At 71.2% G+C, this 15456-nt stretch carries 16 protein-coding genes and 1 tRNA gene; 12 read left to right on the top strand and 5 right to left on the bottom strand.

The window, feature by feature from the left end; translation table 11 throughout:
* The first annotated feature begins 18 nt into the window (after window positions 1-18).
* The 5 genes from Msi02_RS31655 to Msi02_RS31635 all read left to right on the top strand — a co-directional run bounded on the left by Msi02_RS31655 (window position 19) and on the right by Msi02_RS31635 (window position 2652).
* Entirely contained in the window at window positions 19-915 is an 897-nt protein-coding gene (locus Msi02_RS31655) for an acyl-CoA thioesterase (protein WP_204051592.1), read from the top strand.
* Between the two features lie 121 nt (window positions 916-1036).
* Window positions 1037-1318 carry a hypothetical protein gene (locus Msi02_RS31650; protein ID WP_204051591.1) on the top strand — a complete coding sequence of 94 codons (282 nt, stop codon included), beginning with the start codon at window positions 1037-1039 and terminating at the stop codon, window positions 1316-1318.
* A gap of 121 nt (window positions 1319-1439) precedes the next feature.
* A complete protein-coding gene (locus Msi02_RS31645) occupies window positions 1440-1703 on the top strand; it encodes a WhiB family transcriptional regulator (RefSeq protein ID WP_079315495.1) in 264 nt (87 codons plus the stop codon).
* 41 nt (window positions 1704-1744) lie between these two features.
* Window positions 1745-1927 carry a hypothetical protein gene (locus tag Msi02_RS31640; RefSeq protein ID WP_079315453.1) on the top strand — a complete coding sequence of 61 codons (183 nt, stop codon included), beginning with the start codon at window positions 1745-1747 and terminating at the stop codon, window positions 1925-1927.
* Between the two features lie 326 nt (window positions 1928-2253).
* Complete coding sequence (locus Msi02_RS31635; RefSeq protein WP_204051590.1) at window positions 2254-2652, top strand: hypothetical protein; 399 nt, start codon at window positions 2254-2256, stop codon at window positions 2650-2652.
* Window positions 2653-2667: 15 nt separating this feature from the next.
* Here the strand turns inward: Msi02_RS31635 and Msi02_RS31630 are convergent, their stop codons facing one another.
* Together Msi02_RS31630 and Msi02_RS31625 are read right to left on the bottom strand one after the other, a co-directional pair.
* On the bottom strand, window positions 2668-4011 hold the full coding sequence (locus tag Msi02_RS31630; RefSeq protein ID WP_204051589.1) for an ABC1 kinase family protein: 1344 nt from the start codon (window positions 4009-4011) through the stop codon (window positions 2668-2670).
* A gap of 163 nt (window positions 4012-4174) precedes the next feature.
* The gene (locus Msi02_RS31625) at window positions 4175-5233 is read right to left on the bottom strand and encodes a ThiF family adenylyltransferase (protein ID WP_204051588.1); all 1059 of its coding nucleotides are present in this window, start codon (window positions 5231-5233) and stop codon (window positions 4175-4177) included.
* 200 nt (window positions 5234-5433) lie between these two features.
* Here Msi02_RS31625 and Msi02_RS31620 point away from each other — a divergent pair, with 200 nt between their 5' ends.
* Together Msi02_RS31620 and Msi02_RS31615 are read left to right on the top strand one after the other, a co-directional pair.
* Window positions 5434-5949, top strand: coding sequence for a M48 metallopeptidase family protein (locus Msi02_RS31620; RefSeq protein ID WP_204051587.1), 516 nt, complete (start codon window positions 5434-5436; stop codon window positions 5947-5949).
* Window positions 5946-6521 carry a glycosyltransferase family protein gene (locus Msi02_RS31615; RefSeq protein ID WP_204051586.1) on the top strand — a complete coding sequence of 192 codons (576 nt, stop codon included), beginning with the start codon at window positions 5946-5948 and terminating at the stop codon, window positions 6519-6521. Before Msi02_RS31620 ends, Msi02_RS31615 begins: the two co-directional genes overlap by 4 nt.
* Window positions 6522-6537: 16 nt before the next feature.
* On the opposite strand, the gene Msi02_RS31610 is transcribed toward Msi02_RS31615, so the two are convergent.
* The 3 genes from Msi02_RS31610 to Msi02_RS31600 all read right to left on the bottom strand — a co-directional run bounded on the left by Msi02_RS31610 (window position 6538) and on the right by Msi02_RS31600 (window position 9448).
* Window positions 6538-7545: an endonuclease/exonuclease/phosphatase family protein gene (locus tag Msi02_RS31610; protein ID WP_239108884.1), complete on the bottom strand. Its 1008-nt coding sequence runs from the start codon at window positions 7543-7545 to the stop codon at window positions 6538-6540.
* A 65-nt stretch (window positions 7546-7610) separates the two neighbouring features.
* A complete protein-coding gene (locus tag Msi02_RS31605; protein WP_079315448.1) occupies window positions 7611-8153 on the bottom strand; it encodes an NUDIX hydrolase in 543 nt (180 codons plus the stop codon).
* Between the two features lie 29 nt (window positions 8154-8182).
* Complete coding sequence (locus tag Msi02_RS31600) at window positions 8183-9448, bottom strand: zinc-dependent metalloprotease (protein WP_372974687.1); 1266 nt, start codon at window positions 9446-9448, stop codon at window positions 8183-8185.
* An 82-nt stretch (window positions 9449-9530) separates the two neighbouring features.
* Here Msi02_RS31600 and Msi02_RS31595 point away from each other — a divergent pair, with 82 nt between their 5' ends.
* The 5 genes from Msi02_RS31595 (at window position 9531) to Msi02_RS31575 (ending at window position 15455) form a co-directional block, all read left to right on the top strand.
* Window positions 9531-10601 carry an NAD-dependent epimerase/dehydratase family protein gene (locus Msi02_RS31595; RefSeq protein WP_239108881.1) on the top strand — a complete coding sequence of 357 codons (1071 nt, stop codon included), beginning with the start codon at window positions 9531-9533 and terminating at the stop codon, window positions 10599-10601.
* Between the two features lie 27 nt (window positions 10602-10628).
* Entirely contained in the window at window positions 10629-11054 is a 426-nt protein-coding gene (locus Msi02_RS31590) for a molybdenum cofactor biosynthesis protein MoaE (protein ID WP_079315445.1), read from the top strand.
* Between the two features lie 43 nt (window positions 11055-11097).
* Window positions 11098-12144 carry a YlbL family protein gene (locus tag Msi02_RS31585; protein WP_204051584.1) on the top strand — a complete coding sequence of 349 codons (1047 nt, stop codon included), beginning with the start codon at window positions 11098-11100 and terminating at the stop codon, window positions 12142-12144.
* A 240-nt stretch (window positions 12145-12384) separates the two neighbouring features.
* Complete coding sequence (locus Msi02_RS31580) at window positions 12385-15297, top strand: UPF0182 family membrane protein (protein ID WP_308441843.1); 2913 nt, start codon at window positions 12385-12387, stop codon at window positions 15295-15297.
* Window positions 15298-15378: 81 nt separating this feature from the next.
* Window positions 15379-15455 (top strand) — tRNA-Met (locus Msi02_RS31575).
* Window position 15456 lies beyond the last annotated feature (1 nt).

Below are 15456 nucleotides of genomic sequence, written 5' to 3'. Positions count from 1 at the left end.
CGTGCGCTGGAGGCCCCTGTGAACTCGGCCCTGAAGGAGCTGCTGGACCTGCTCGACCTCGAGCCGATCGAGCTCGACATCTTCCGGGGGCGCAGTCCGGAGGAGCGCATCCAGCGGGTCTTCGGCGGCCAGGTGGCGGCGCAGGCGCTCGTGGCGGCCGGCCGTACGGTGCCGTCCGACCGGATGGTGCACTCGCTGCACGCCTACTTCATCCGGCCCGGGGACCCGGCCGTACCGATCGTCTACAACGTGGAGCGGGTGCGCGACGGGCGGTCGTTCACCACCCGGCGCATCACGGCCATCCAGCACGGCAAGGCGATCTTCTCGATGTCGGCGTCGTTCCACATCGAGGAGCCGGGCGTGAGCCACCAGGCCGCGCGCATGCCGCGGGTGCCGGACCCCGAGACCCTGCCGACCTTCCAGGAGCGGATGCTCGACGTCGTGGGCGACGAGCCGGGCTGGCGCGAGCTGCTGGCCAAGCCGCGCCCGGTGGACGCGCGATACGTGAACGCGCTCACGTGGGAGGCCGCCCACGACCCCGCCCTGGTCACCCCGGAGAACAACGTCTGGTTCCGGTACGACGCCGACCTGCCCGACGACCCGCTGCTGCACGTCGTGCTCGCGGCCTACGCCAGCGACTTCACCCTGGTGGACACCGTGCTGCTGGCCCACGGGCTGGCCTGGGGGTCCTCGGCGGTGTCCGGCGCGTCGCTGGACCACGCGATGTGGTTCCACCGGCCCTTCCGTGCCGACGAATGGCTGCTGTACGCCCAGGAGTCGCCCTGGTCCGGGGCGGCGCGCGGGCTCGCCCGCGGGCAGATGTTCACCGCCACCGGGGAGCTGGCGGTCTCCGTGGTCCAGGAATGCTTGATCCGGGTGTCGCCCGCGCTGCATCCCGATGTCACGAAGTCGTGAAAATCGCAGGTAGAAAATAGGTTGCCCGCCCTGCCGCGGCGGTTTAGGGTCTTGGACATGTCAGCCGGACGCTTCCGTCCGGCGCGATCGCACTGAAATGGAGGTGAGTCCAGTGAGGAACATGACGACGTCCCGCACGCTGTGGCTCGCCTCCGCATGCCCGGCCGCCATTGTCATGCCGACGAAACTGCGGCGTGGCGAGGCCGCCTCTGCCCTGGCTCCGGTCGCCGGAGTCGCGGGCTCGGCCGCCTTCGGCGCGTTCGCCCGCCTGGCCAGCCACCGCAACCCCGCCCACCTTCCGGTCTATGTCAACCGGCCGATGGGCGATGAGCAGATCCGCACCGCCGCTCGCGGCGGTGCGCAGGGTCCGCACGATGCCTGGAGAGGACCAGTCATACCCTGACCGGTCTCCCTCTCCGGGCCGCGGATCCGCACCAGGATCCGCGGCCTTCTTGTTTGTCGGCCACGAATCCACACCCCACAACGAGGACACCCAGACCAATCCATTCAAAGAGGTGACGCAGATGGCGGCCCCGGTCATGGACCTGATCGAAGCCGAAATCCCCTGTCGTACCGACCCCGACCTGTGGTTCGCCGAGTCTCCCGAGGACGTGGAGTTCGCCAAGGCGCTCTGCGGCGGCTGCCCGATCCAGAAGGCCTGCCTGGCCCGCGCGCTGGAGCGCGAGGAGCCCTGGGGCGTCTGGGGCGGGGAGCTCATCCTGAGGGGGGTCGTCGTGCCCCGCAAGCGTCCCCGTGGGCGCCCGCGCAAGTCTCCTGTCGCCGCCTGACCAGCAAGCACAGCAGTTCATTCCGGAAGGAACCGATCCAGATGAGCATCTCCCCGATCACGACCCTGTATCTGCATCAAGAACTGGCGCACGAGCGAATACGGACCCTCCACGAGGAGGCAGCGCAGGAGCGGCTGGCCGGCCGGATCAGGAGCGTGCAGAAGGCACGCCGGCAGGCCGAGCGCGCGTCCCGGCGGCTGAGTTCCGCGCTGGCGCGCATCTGACGCGACCCTGACGCGCCACCGACGGTGCGAACAGTGCGATCCGAAGGCCCGGGCCCGGCGAACGGCCCGGGCCTTCGGCCGTTCCCGTGCAGGCCGTACTCCGTGCAGGCCGTACTCCGTGCAGGCCGTACTCCGTGCAGGCCGTACTCCGTAAAGAAGAGATCACCGGACGCACAGAAGATCGCCTGCCGTGGGAGCCCACCGGGATCACGGGGTATGAGCGGGATCGCCACCGGGGCCGGATGGTCACGGGCGGCAGGCGGAACGATGCGCGAGCAGTGGGTGGGACTTGGATGGGCGACCGGACGTCAGGCGCGCTTGATCTCGTGGCGGCTGCGCGACGGTTCGCCGTCACCGCGCTCGTCATCGGACTGTGGGGTTCGGTCATGCCGGGGGCCGGGGCCGCGCCGGTTCCCGGAGCGTTCCGGGTGGCCCGTCATGGCAGCGGCCACGGTCACGGCGACGGTGACGGAGGGACCCAGGTCACCGGGGGCACCAACACCTCGAACGCACCCACCATCAAGAGCCCGCCCAAGCAGATATCGGGGGGCCGGCGCAACGTGAACGCCCCCGCGGCCAACAGCGCGGTCACGTTCGCGGGCATCCAGCAGGTGTCGAGCGTCAGCGTCTTCACCAACACCCTCAACGGCAACTGCAAGAGAGGGATCAACCGCTGCATCATCAACCAGAACCTGCGGACGGTCGAGAGCCGGGGCGGCCGATAGCCCCGAGCGGCCGGCTCAGGTGAGGGCGAGCGCGCTGTCCTCGGACTCGCCCGTCTCGTCGGCGAAGCCGGGGACCCAGCGCACCACCTCGTCGCGGAAGCGGGCGGTGGCGCCGAGCTGGCACAGCACGCCGACGCCGGCCGCGTGCACGCGGTGGATCAGCACGTACGACGCGGGCAGGTTGAGCTGGCGGACCACGTTGTTCGGCCGCAGGTCGGCCACGGTCGCCGCCTGCTCCCGCAGCCACTGCCTGCTGAAGGCGAACTCCTCGACCCGGGTCGGCTCGACGTACGGCGCGAGGAAGGCCCGCAGGGCGTCGACGTCGACCTCGATGTGCGGGCGGATGAACCCCTCCGCGCGCAGTCCGCGCACGACCGTCTCCATGTCGCCCTGGTTGAAGATGCGCGTGAGCGTGCCGAAGGCGACGGGGTAGCCGCCGGGCATGCGGTTGACCGCCCCGAAGTCCAGCACGCCGAGCCGCCCGTCCTCCATCAGCCAGAAGTTGCCGGGGTGGGGGTCGGCGTGCAGCATCCCGACCCGGGCCGGAGAGCAGAACAGGAAGCGGACGAACAACAAACCGGCGTGGTTGCGCTCCTCCTGCGTGCCGTCGGCGATGATCCTGGAGAGCGGGGTTCCCGTCATCCACTCGGAGACGAGGATCTGCTCGTTGGCCGCGATCACGGCGGGCACGTGGAAGTCCGGGTCGTCGCGGAACTCCTCGGCGAACGCGTGCTGGGCCTCGGCCTCCTTGAGGTAGTCGAGCTCCTCGGACACCCGCTCCTTCAGCTCGGCCAGGACCGGCTTGATGTCCAGGCCGGGCAGCAGCGCGCCGAAGAGCTTGCCGAGCCGCGCGAGCTGGTTGAAGTCGGAGATCAGGGCCTTGCCCGCCCCCGGATACTGGATCTTCACGGCGACCGGGCGGCCGTCGTGCCACACGGCGCGGTGCACCTGCCCGATGGACGCCGCGGCGCTCGGCCGGTCGTCGAACTCCAGGAAGTTCTCCCGCCAGTCGTCGCCGAGCTGCTCGGTCAGGACGCGGTGGACGGTGGTGGCCGGAAGCGGCGGCGCGGCGTCCTGCAGTCGCGTCAGCGTCGCCCGGTACGGCCCGGCGATCTCGGGCGGAAGCGCGGCCTCGAAGATCGACAGAGCCTGGCCGAGCTTCATGGCCCCGCCCTTGAGCTCGCCGAGCACCTTGAAGATCTGGTCGGCCGTACGCTGCTGGATCTCCTGGGCGACGATCTCCGCGGAGGCGCCACCGAGCCGCCTGCCCAATCCGAGCGCGGTGCGGCCGGCGAACCCGAGGGGGAGTGTCGCGAGCTTCGCCGAGCGGGTCACGGCACGGTGGGGAAGGTCACTCACACGACCATTGTCGGCGATGAAGGGTGCTTTCGACCACAATTTCCGATCGGCTGGCCGCAGCGGCTCCGGCGGTCGCGAGCCATTCGGGGAAATAGGCGGTCTATGACGTTGGTCACACCATCGCTGCCGTGACGTGAGTTTCCGCTGGTGAGAGGCGTGACACTCACGCGATGCGGCCGGCGACGTCGTCGCGCAGGCATCCGCACCTGTCGTGCGCGTCCAGGCGGCGGTGCCGCCAGCGCCATCCGGGCGACACCTCCAGCAGGCCGCCGGGCACGCGTCCCTCGTCGAGATAGGCCAGCGCTTGACCGGCCGCCTGCGCGGCGACCAGGCAGGACAGCACCACGTCGCAGGCGATCTCGCCCGCCGGGTAACCCCCGAGCCGGGCGCCCACGAGCGGCCAGGAAGGGTCCCGGTCGCGGCGGGTGAGATCGAGGCAGCGCAGGCAGGGGGTGAGCCCGGGGACGACGAAGGGCCCCACGGAGCCGTGCCCCTCGAAGGCGCAGACGAGCAGGTGTGCCACGCCCTCGGCGACGATCTCGTGGACCAGCGTGGCGTCGAGCGGGTCGGCGGGCGCGAGGATCACGAGGTCGGGGCGGACCCCGCCGTCGGACAGACGGGAGGCGGCCCGTCCCGGCCAGGCGTTGACGGCGGGGGAGATCCGCCGGGCCGCGAGCACGGCGGCCTCCTCGCGGGTCATCCCCGTCTCCGCCCGGCCGAGCCCGCCCGGGACCACGTCGCCCGCGGTGGCCGTGCCGGGATCGACCACGCAGATGTGGCCCACACCGGCCGCGGCGAGCAGGGTGACGACCCGGGCGCCGACCCGGCCGGCGCCGTACACGCGGACCCGGGCCGCCCGCCGCGCCGACAGGGCGCTCATGCCGCCGTCGGTGGAGGTCAGCGACAGCCTGTCCAGTTCGGGGCGGAGGCGGTCCCGCTCGGCCAGCGGCAGGCCGGCGAGGGGTTCCGGCCGGGCCGCGGCGTCCTCGATCAGGCCGTGCGCGGCGAGCCTCGCGACCACCTCCTGGGCGGACGCCTCGTCGAGGCCGCTGCCGGCCACCGCCTGCCGGAGGGTGCGGGTGCCGTCCAGTCCGTCGATCAGGCGGCGTACGGGCGGCTCGACGCCCGTCAGCACGACGGCCCGCAGCGGATGGACGCCGAACTGCAGCGTGCGGCCGTCCCGTTCGATCCGGCGCAGGACGGGCTTGAGGCGAGGTCTCATAGTCGCAAGACCTTGCCATACGCCGGGAAGGCTCGGCGTCGGAACCAGCGGGGCTGTGGATAATTACCGGGGTGATCGTGGTTGGTGAATATCCGCAACCCCGTAGTTTTCACGCCCGCAAGGTCACGTTCGCCCGATTGACCAGGGAGAACGTGTACCACCCCCTGTGGAATTCGGCGCGTGTCGGCTACCTTTCATATGTGCCCCCCGAGACAGTCGAGGTTCGTCGGAGCGCACGACGGCGGCGAACCGTTTCCGCGTACCGCGATGGAGACAAGACCATCGTGTTGCTTCCGGCTGGTCTGAGCACGACCGACGAGGAGCAGTGGGTACGCCGCATGCTCGACCGCCTTGCGGCCAAGGAGCAGCGAAGACACCCGAGCGACGACGACCTGCTCGAACGGGCGACGGAGCTGTCGGCGCGCTACCTGGACGGAAAGGCCGTGCCGATCAGTGTGCGCTGGGTGGAGAACCAGCTGCACAGATGGGGCTCGTGCACCCCCGACCACGGCACGATCAGGCTGTCGGCGCGGCTGCGGGGCATGCCGGCCTGGGTCGTCGACTACGTCATCATGCACGAGCTCGTCCACCTGCTCGTGCCGAGCCACGGCCCGCGGTTCTGGGCCCTCGTGGAGCGCTACCCCCGGGCGGAACGCGCCAGGGGCTTCCTGGAGGGCTTCTCGATGGCGGCCAACGGCGCGCCGGAGGAGTGTTGACCAGGGTCGCCGCGGTGCTGGTCACGCCAGGCATGGCCGACGCCGCTCCGCCCGGCGTCGACCCGGCCGAGTTCCTGACGGCGATGGCCGAGGACACCTACGAGATGGTCGCCGGGCTCGAACTGGTGCGGCCGGTGATCCTGTCGGCCGGCGTGCCGGGGCTCGAGGACATCGCCTGGCCTGGCACGCCCGTCCTGCCGATCGCCTCACCCGCCGCCGCCTTCGCCGCGCTGCCTCCGGCGGACGAGGCGGTGATCGTCAGCGCCGACGCCCCCGACCTGCCGCCGCTGCTGATCGGAAAGCTCTTCCGGGAGCTCGGGCGGGCGCATCTCGCGGTCTGCCCGGCCGAGGGCGGCGGCGCCGTCGCCGTGGCGGCGCGCCTGCCGGTCCCCGAGTGGGCCGCGCCCGACCTCGACGAACCCGACGTCGTCGCGGCGATGCGCCGCCGGGCGCCGGGCCCTCGCATGGTCGCCACCGGTCCCGGCTGGCACCGGCTCAGGAAGCCGGAGGACGTGGCCCGTCTCGACCTGGGTCTCGAAGGCTGGGACAACACCCGGGCCCTGCTGACCTGAGTCCTGCTCGTAGGGGTCACAGGCTCCGGGGGAGGCGAAGCTCGGCGAAGAACGCCCGGTGGTCGCTGCCCGGGACCTTGTGAACGCTGGTGCTCACCGCCGACGCCCTCTCGTCGTACAGCACGTGGTCGATCGTGATCAACGGCGGGTACCGCCTGTCGGCCGGCCAGGTGGTGGTCAGGCCGTCGCCGGTCGCGTCGGCCGCGTCCGCGTATCCCCGCCCCAGCACCGCGCGCAGGGCCGCGTGGTCGAGGCTCGCGTTGAAGTCGCCGGCCAGGACGCGTACGACGCCGGGGGATGCGGCCGGGAGCGCCGCCAGCTCGGCGGTCCACTGGGCCACGTCATGGCCGTTCAGCGGGGCGAGGGTGTGCACGTCGACGATCTCCACGGGCGGCCCGGACGGCAGAGCGAGCCGGGCCCTCGGCATGTTGTGGCCGCCCTCGGGCACGAAGTCGGGCGCCGCGGTCAGGGGATGGCGGGCGTAGATCCCGCTGCCCGAGGGCCCGGGCCCGTCCTCCAGGTGCCGGTACGGCAGCAGCGTCCCCACGCCCGCCTCGTCCAGCGCCCGGACGGCCTCGGGGGTGAGCTCCTGCGTGTTGAGCACGTCCGGATCGAGCCTGCGTACGAGGTCCACCACGGTCGCGGCGTCGCCCGCGCCGAAGAAGAGGTTGACCGTGAGGATCCGCAGCGACGGCCCGGTGGCCGTGGGGGCCGAGCCGGCCGCACGGGGCAGGACCACGGCCGCCAGGAGGACCGACGCCGCCACCGCCACCGCGATCACGGCCGCGCGGCGGGCGGCCAGTGCGATCGGCACCGCCAGGAGCGACGCGGCCGCGACGTACGGCGTGCCCGTCATCAGCGCGACGCCGACTCCCCAGATGTGGACGGCGCTGTCGATTCCGGCGAGCCGGGCCGCCGCCCAGACCGCGAACGGCGCCACCGCGATCCACGCCAGGAGCGGGGGGACCCGGAGCCTCCGGCGCGGGGGAGAAACGATCTCGCCGCCCACGTCAACCTTGGTCACGGTCCGACCCTAGCCAGCGGTTGCGCACGGCGATGTAAGAGTGACGTGCACGAATCGTGTAGAAGTCAGGCGCGGCGGAGCGACCGGGCGCGGCGGGCCAGCCGCCGGGTGGCCTCGTCGCTCAGCTCCGGGATCTCCTCCACGGGGAACCAGCGCAGGTCGAGGGACTCGTCGCTGATCACCGCCTCGGCTCCCGGCGGCGCGACCGCGCCGTACTCGACGTCCAGATGCCAGCTGTGCGGCGGGTGGCACCAGACCTTGTGCCGGTCGAGGGCGAGCGGCCCGTCCAGCAGGACCAGGCCGGGGATGCCCGACTCCTCGGTGGCCTCGCGCAGGGCGACCTGCGCGAGCGTGGCGTCGGATGTCTCGCAGTGCCCGCCCATGGGCAGCCACATCCCGGCCTTGGGGTGCAGGGTCAGCAGCACCCGTTCGCCGTCGTGCGACAGGACGGCCGTCGTCGCCGTGAGATGGCCGGGAGCGCACTCGCGCCACATCGCGTCCTCGTGGCTGCGCAGGTGCGTCAGGAACTCCTCGCGGAGCCGCTCCTCCTCGGGGGTGGGCGCGACCCATCCGGCCAGTACGGCTTGCGCGTCACGATGCAGGCTCACCGGCGCAGCCTACCGACAGGCGGCGAACCCTACTCGCCGGTCTCCCCGCCGGAGCCGGGCTCCTTGGGCTCTTCCAGCGCGGACAGGTCGAACTCGGCCTCGCCCTTCACGAACGACTCGGGGTTGTCCAGGTCGTCCGCGGTGGGCATCAGGTCGGGGTGACCCCAGACGGCGTCCCTGCCCTCGATCCCGCGCTCGTCGCCCAGGGCCTTCCACAGGGCGGCCGCCTCACGCAGCCGTCTCGGGCGCAGCTCCAGGCCCACCAGCGTGGCGAAGGTCCGCTCGGCGGGGCCGCCCGTGGCACGGCGGCGCCGTACGGTCTCGGCCAGCGCAGCGGCGGACGGGAGCTTGCCCTCCGCGGCGGCGTCGACCACCGTGGCCACCCAGCCCTCGACCAGCGCGAGCGCGGTCTCCAGCCGGGAGAGCGCGGCCTTCTGCCGCTCGGTCTCCTCGGGCTTGAGCAGCTCGCCGCCGCCCAGGACCTCCTGGATGCGCTCCGGGTCGCTGAGGTCGAGCCCCTGGAGCTTGTCCTGCAGGGCGGACACGTCCACCGTGATGCCCTGGGCGTACTCGTCGACCGCGCCGAGCAGGTGCGCCCGCAGCCACGGGACGTGCTGGAAGAGCCGGTGGTGCGCCGCCTCGCGCAGCGCGAGGTAGAGACGGATCTCGTCCGAGGGCGTCTCCAGGCCGCTGCTGAAGGCGGCGACGCCTCCGGGCAGCAGGGCGGCGGTGTCCGACAGGGGCAGGCCGATGTCGGAGGAGCCGACCACCTCGCGGGCGAGCGAGCCGAGGGCCTGGCCGATCTGCTGGCCGACCATCATGCTGCCCATCTGCCTGAGCATGCCCATGAGCGGCCCGGCCATGGCCTGCGCCTCGGGCGGCAGCCCCGCCCCGCCGAGCGTGCCGCCCATCGTCTCCACCATCTGGGCGGCGACGGGATCGCACAGCTGCTTCCAGACCGGGATCGTCTTCTCGATCCACTCCGACCGGCTCCAGGCCTGCGGGGTGGTCACGCCGCTCGGCAGCGTGGTCACCTCGTTGAGCCACAGGTCGGCCAGGTTGAGGGCTTCGACGATCTGGCGTCGCTCGCCCTCCATGACGCTCGGATCGCCCTCGGCGACCACGGCGTGCCGTGCGATGTTCTTCGCCATGTCCCAGTTGACGGGCCCGGCCTCCGGCGAGGCGGACAGCATGTCGGCGAACTGCCGCATGGCCGCGGCGATCTGCTCCGGGCTGCCGAACATGGCGAACGGATTGTCGTTGGGGTCGTTTTCGCGACCTGGCAGGTCAGTCACCGCGCCACCTCGTGCAGGATGGAGGAGTCCACATCCGCCACGTTATCCGCCGTGGGGCGGATCAGTGCAAAGTGAGGACCTCGTGCCTACCTCGAAACGCCTGCGTCCCCCCGTCGTCGCCGTCACCGGCGCCGCCTCCGGTCTCGGCCGGGCGTTCCTCGCAAAGGTGGCCTCGTCTGCGGATTTCCGCCGCGTGGTGGCCATCGACGAGCAGCGCGGCGACGTCCCGGACGTCACCTGGCGAGTCCTCGACATTCGTGATCCGCTCTTGGCGAACCGGATCTCCGACGTGGACGTCCTGGTGCATCTCGGCACGGACGAGTCGCTCGACACCGATCCCGCCGAGCGCCGCCGCTACAACCTGCGCGCCGCCCAGACCGTGCTCACGGCCTGCGCCGCGGCCCGGGTGCGGCGGGTCGTGCTGGTGACGAGCGCGATGGTGTACGGCGCCGCCGCCGACAACCCGGTGCCCCTGCCCGAGGACGCCCCGGTCGCGGCCGAGCCCGACACCGGCCTGGTGGGCGATCACCTGGAGATCGAGGCCCTGGTGCGGCGGTCGCTGCGGGCGCATCCCGGCCTGGAGGTGACCGTGCTGCGGCCCGCCGCCCTGGTCGGGCCGGGCGTCGACACCGTCATCACCCGCCACTTCGAGGCGCCCCGGCTGCTGGTCGTGAAGGGCTGCCTGCCGCGCTGGCAGTTCTGCCACGTCGACGACCTGGTGTCCGCGCTGGAGGCCGCCGCCCTCGGCCGGGTCGGCGGGGTCGTGGCGGTCGGCTCCGAGGGCTGGCTGGAGATGGAGCAGGTGGAGGAGATCTCCGGCCTCAAGCGGTTCGAGCTGCCGGCGGGTGTGACGTTCGGCACCGCACAGCGGCTGCACCGGCTCGGCATCACGCCGACCGCCGCGACCGACCTGCACTACGTGGTCTATCCGTGGGTGGTCGACGGCGTGGCGCTGCGGGAGGCGGGCTGGAAGCCGGCCTGGACCAACGAGGCGGCCCTGCGGGAACTGCTTGAACTGTCCGAGGGCAGGCACGCGGTCGTCGGCCGCCGCCTGTCGGGCAAGGAGGCCACGATCACCGCCGCGGGCGCGACCGTCGCGGTCATCGGCACGGCTGCGATCGTCCGCGCCGCCCGGCGGAAGCGCCGCACCTGATCGGGTTCAGGCACTAATCTCGGGAACGTGGACGTCATCCGATTGCTGGGCATTCGCGACACCCCGCTGTCCGTGGACGAGGTGCTGGGCGCGGTGGAGGACCACGCCGCAGGGGGCACGGCGGTCTTCGTCGGCACCGTACGCGAGCAGGACGGCGGCAGGCCGGTGACGCTCCTGTCGTACTCGGCGCACCCGTCCGCGGAGGAGCACCTGCGCAGGGTCGCGGAGAAGGTGGCGACCGACCACCAGGTGACGGCGCTGGCGGCCGTCCACAGGGTGGGCGACCTGCGCCTGGGGGAGATCGCCGTCGTCGTGGCGGCCGCCTGTCCCCACCGCGGCGAGGCGTTCGAGGCCTGCCGCAGGCTGATCGACGATCTCAAGCACGAGGTGCCCATCTGGAAGCACCAGGTGTTCGCCGACGGGGACGCCGAGTGGGTCGGCGCCTGCGATTAGCGCCCGCGGAATGCCAGGAGCCCGGAACGCATAGAGTTCGTCCATGTCCCGACGCGCTCTGACCCTGCTGGTCGCGGGTTTCCTCGCGCTCGCGTTGGCCGTGATCGGCGCCATGCTGCCGGTGCCGTACGTCGTGCTGAGCCCCGGCCCCACCGAGAACACGATCGGGGACGTCAAGGGCAAACCGGTTATCACGATCTCGGGCCATGAGACCTATCCCACACAGGGCAGGCTGAGCCTGGTCACCGTCGCCTACCAGGGCGGGCCCGACAACCGTCTCGACCTGCTCACCGCGCTGCGCGGCTGGCTCGACCCGACGGTCGCCGTGGTGCCGGAGGAGACGCTGTTCCCGAAGTCCACCTCGGCCCAGCAGGTCGCGGAGCAGAACACGCAGGAGATGACCGACTCGCAGCAGTCGGCCACCGCCGCCGCGCTGAACGCGCTCAAGATCCCCATCGAGAAGGTGGTCACGGTCGCGCAGACCGACAAGGGGGCGCCGGCCGACGGGAAGCTCAAGCCGGGTGACGAGATCACGGCGGTGGACGGCACGGCGGTGGGCGAGCTCACGTCCGTCGCGTCGTCCGTGCAGAGCCACAAGCCCGGCGAGCAGGTGACGTTCACGGTCAGGCGCGCCGGCGCCTCGACGCAGGTGCAGGTCGGCACCGTGGCGGGCAAGGACGGCAAGTCCAAGGTCGGCGTCCAGATGCGTTCGGGCTACCGGTTCCCGTTCAAGGTCGACATCAGCGTCGGCGAGGTCGGCGGGCCGAGCGCGGGCCTGATGTTCTCGCTGGGCATCTACGACAAGCTGACGCCGGGGGCGCTCACCGGAGGCATGTCGATCGCGGGCACCGGCACGATCGACCCGGCCGGCCAGGTCGGCCCGATCGGCGGCATCGAGCAGAAGATGGTGGGCGCACGCCGGGCCGGCGCCACGGTCTTCCTCACGCCCGCCGGCAACTGCGCCGACGCCGTCAAGGCCGCGCCCGCCGGGCTGCGCCTGGTGCGGGTCGAGACGCTGGACGGCGCGATCAAGGCAATCGACGCCCTGCGCGATCACTCGGGCGAGGTCCCCGTCTGCCCGGCCGGCTGAGCGTACGCCGCGGGCGCGGGGCCGTGACCTGCCCGTCTTGAGGCGGGAGGGCGTCACGAGAACGATCAGATCTGTTACCACGACCACGCCGGCCGCAGTGTAGGTTTCCAAGCACGGACCGTTGCCCTCTGACAATCATGGCCCTGCCAATCTGAGACAAGGGGTTGAGCGTTGAGCTTCCGGAGCCCCGGAGCCGGACGGGCGGTGCGCTTGCCCCGACGGCCGCGCCTTCTGATACCCGTGCTGATCGCCGTCGTGGCGATCGTCGTGTTACTGCTGGTCTTCTCGGGGATCTACACCGACTACCTCTGGTACGACTCGGTGAACTTCTCCTCGGTTTTCTCCACGATGCTGCTCACCCAGGTGGTGCTGTTCGTCGTGGGCGCCGCCCTGATGATCGCCGTCGTGGGCGGCAACATGGTGCTCGCGCACCGCACCCGCCCGATGTTCGGGCCGGGGATGTTCGGGGCGCCGCAGGGCGCCGACCGCTACCGGGTGGCCCTCGATCCCCACCGGCGGCTGGTCTTCCTGGTCGGCCTGGGCGTGCTGGCCCTGTTCACGGGCTCGTCCACGGCCGGACAGTGGAGGATCTGGCTGCAGTTCGTGAACCGCACGCCCTTCAACGAGAAGGACGCGCAGTTCGGCCTCGACCTGTCGTTCTTCGTGTTCACGATCCCGTTCCTGCGGATGCTGCTGAACTTCCTGTTCACGGCCGTCGTCCTGTCGATCATCGCGGCCGTGGTCGTGCACTACCTGTACGGCGGGTTCCGGATCTCCTCGCCGGGCGGGGTGCACGCCACCCGGGCCGCCCGGGCGCACCTGTCGGTGCTGCTCGGCGTGTTCGTCCTGCTCAAGGCCGCGGCCTACTGGCTCGACAGGTACAGCCTGGTCTTCTCCGACCGCGGCAAGGTCTTCGGCGCGTCGTACACCGACGTGCACGCGGTGCTCCCGGCGAAGGGGATCCTCGCGGTCATCTCCCTCATCTGCGCGCTGATCTTCTTCGCCGGCGTCATCAGGCCGGGCGGGATGTTCCCGGGCGTGGCGTTCGGGCTGCTGGTGCTGTCGGCGGTCCTGATCGGCACCGTGTATCCCTCGCTGGTCGAGCAGTTCCAGGTCAAGCCGAACCAGCAGAGCAAGGAGCAGGCGTACATCCAGCGCAACATCGACGCGACCCGAAAGGCCTACGGAGTCGACACGGCGAAGGTCACGGAGTACAGCGCCAAGACCGACACCGACGCATCCGTGCTGCAGACCGAGGCGTCGGCCATCCCCGGCATGCGCCTGCTCGACCCGAGCCTGCTGTCGCCGACGTTCCAGCAGAAGCAGCAGATCAAGGGCTACTACCAGTTCCCCGAGCAGCTCGACATCGACAGGTATCCCGTCGACGGCAAGCCGCGCGACACGGTGGTGGCGGTCCGCGAGATCGGCCGCCCGCCGGACGGGCAGCGCAACTGGATCAACGACCACCTGGTCTACACGCACGGGTTCGGCTTCGTCGCCGCGCCCGGCAACAAGGTGGACAGCAGCGGCCTGCCGGAGTTCAGCGAGCGCGACATCCCGCCGGTCGGCGACCTCGGCGACTACGAGCCCCGCGTCTACTTCGGCGAGAACTCGCCCGACTACTCGATCGTCGGCGGTCCCAAGTCGGGCAAGAAGATCGAGCTCGACTACCCGCAGCAGGGACAGCCGGGCGCCGACCAGCAGAACAACACGGGCCAGGTCAACAGCACCTATGAGGGCAAGGGCGGCGTCTCGATCGGGAACTTCTTCCGCCGCCTGCTCTACGCGGTGAAGTACGGCGAGACCAACCTGCTGCTGAACTCGAACATCAACTCCGAGTCCCGCATCCTCTACAACCGCGAGCCGGTGGAGCGCATCCAGCAGGTCGCGCCGTTCCTCACGCTGGACCGCGACCCGTACCCGGCCGTGGTGGACGGGCGGATCGTGTGGATCGTGGACGCGTACACGACCTCCGACTCCTACCCCTACTCCGAGCGCAAGAGCCTGGAGTCGCTGACCACCGACGTGCAGTCGAGCCGCCTCGGTGTGCCGCAGGTGCCCAGGGACGAGATCAACTACATCCGCAACTCGGTCAAGGCGACCGTGGACGCCTACGACGGCACGGTGACCCTGTACGCCTGGGACGAGTCCGACCCGGTGCTGAAGACCTGGGAGAAGGCCTTTGGCGGGGTCGTCAAGCCGGCGTCGCAGATCAGCCAGGCGCTGCGCGCCCACCTGCGCTACCCGGCCGACCTGTTCAAGGCCCAGCGGGAGATCCTCACCTCCTACCACGTCACCGACGCCAACGCGTTCTTCGGCGGCCAGGACTTCTGGAAGGTCCCCGAGGACCCGGCGACCGGCAAGAGCAAGCAGCCGCCGTACTACGTGACGATGAAGATGCCGGGCAGCGAGACCGAGCGTTTCTCGCTGACGACCACGTTCGTGCCCAACCAGCGGCAGAACATGGCGGCGTTCATGGCGGTCGACGCGACGGCCGCCACGCCGAACCCGCCACTGGAGATCCTCCAGTTGCCGAGCACGACGGCGATCCAGGGTCCGCCACAGGCGCAGAACCTGTTCGAGTCGAACACCACGGTGTCGACCGAGCTCAACCTGCTGCGCGGCGGCGGCACCGACGTGCTGTACGGCAACCTGCTCACGCTGCCGTTCGGCAACGGCCTGCTGTACGTCGAGCCGGTCTACATCCAGCCGCGCGCGGAGACCTCGGGCAAGTATCCGACCCTCCGCCGGGTGCTCGTGCTGTACGGCGAGAAGGTCGGCTTCGGCCCCACGCTCGGCAACGCGCTGGAGCAGGTGTTCGGCGGCACCGTGGCGACACCGCCCGAGCAGACGCCGAACCAGCCGCCCGGGCAGGTCACCCCGCCGGAGAACTCCTCGGCGCTGACGTCGGCGCTCGACCGGGCCCAGCGGGCGTACGACGACTCGCAGAAGGCGCTGTCGGCGAACCCGCCCGATTGGAAGGCGTACGGCGATGCGCAGACCTCGCTGAAGAAGGCGCTGGACGACCTGGCCAAGCTGAAGGGCGGGACGCCCGCCGCGACGGCGTCTCCCGCCCCGAGCGCGAGCGCCAGTCCGAGTGCGAGCGGGAGCCCGCCGGCCGGTGCGACTCCCAGCCCCACACCGAGCGGCTGACCTTCCGGAGCCCCGCGTCCCCACGGGCGCGGGGCTCCGGTTTGCCTCCCGCCCGATACCGGGATAACCTCGTAGAGCCGACGCGGGGTGGAGCAGCTCGGTAGCTCGCTGGGCTCATAACCCAGAGGTCGCAGGTTCAAATCCTGTCCCCGCTACCAA

The organism is Microbispora siamensis (genome assembly GCF_016863095.1).
Lineage (GTDB): Bacteria > Actinomycetota > Actinomycetes > Streptosporangiales > Streptosporangiaceae > Microbispora > Microbispora siamensis.
This window is presented reverse-complemented; position numbering and strand designations above follow the sequence as displayed.

Excerpts from the sequence above, each read along its gene's own strand:
- Msi02_RS31650 (WP_204051591.1), top strand. The coding sequence starts at position 1,037 with ATGACGACGTCCCGCACGCTGTGGCTCGCCTCCGCATGCCCGGCCGCC.
- Msi02_RS31645 (WP_079315495.1), top strand. The coding sequence starts at position 1,440 with ATGGCGGCCCCGGTCATGGACCTGATCGAAGCCGAAATCCCCTGTCGT.
- Msi02_RS31640 (WP_079315453.1), top strand. The coding sequence starts at position 1,745 with ATGAGCATCTCCCCGATCACGACCCTGTATCTGCATCAAGAACTGGCG.
- Msi02_RS31625 (WP_204051588.1), bottom strand. The coding sequence starts at position 5,233 with ATGAGACCTCGCCTCAAGCCCGTCCTGCGCCGGATCGAACGGGACGGC.
- Msi02_RS31585 (WP_204051584.1), top strand. The coding sequence starts at position 11,098 with ATGTCCCGACGCGCTCTGACCCTGCTGGTCGCGGGTTTCCTCGCGCTC.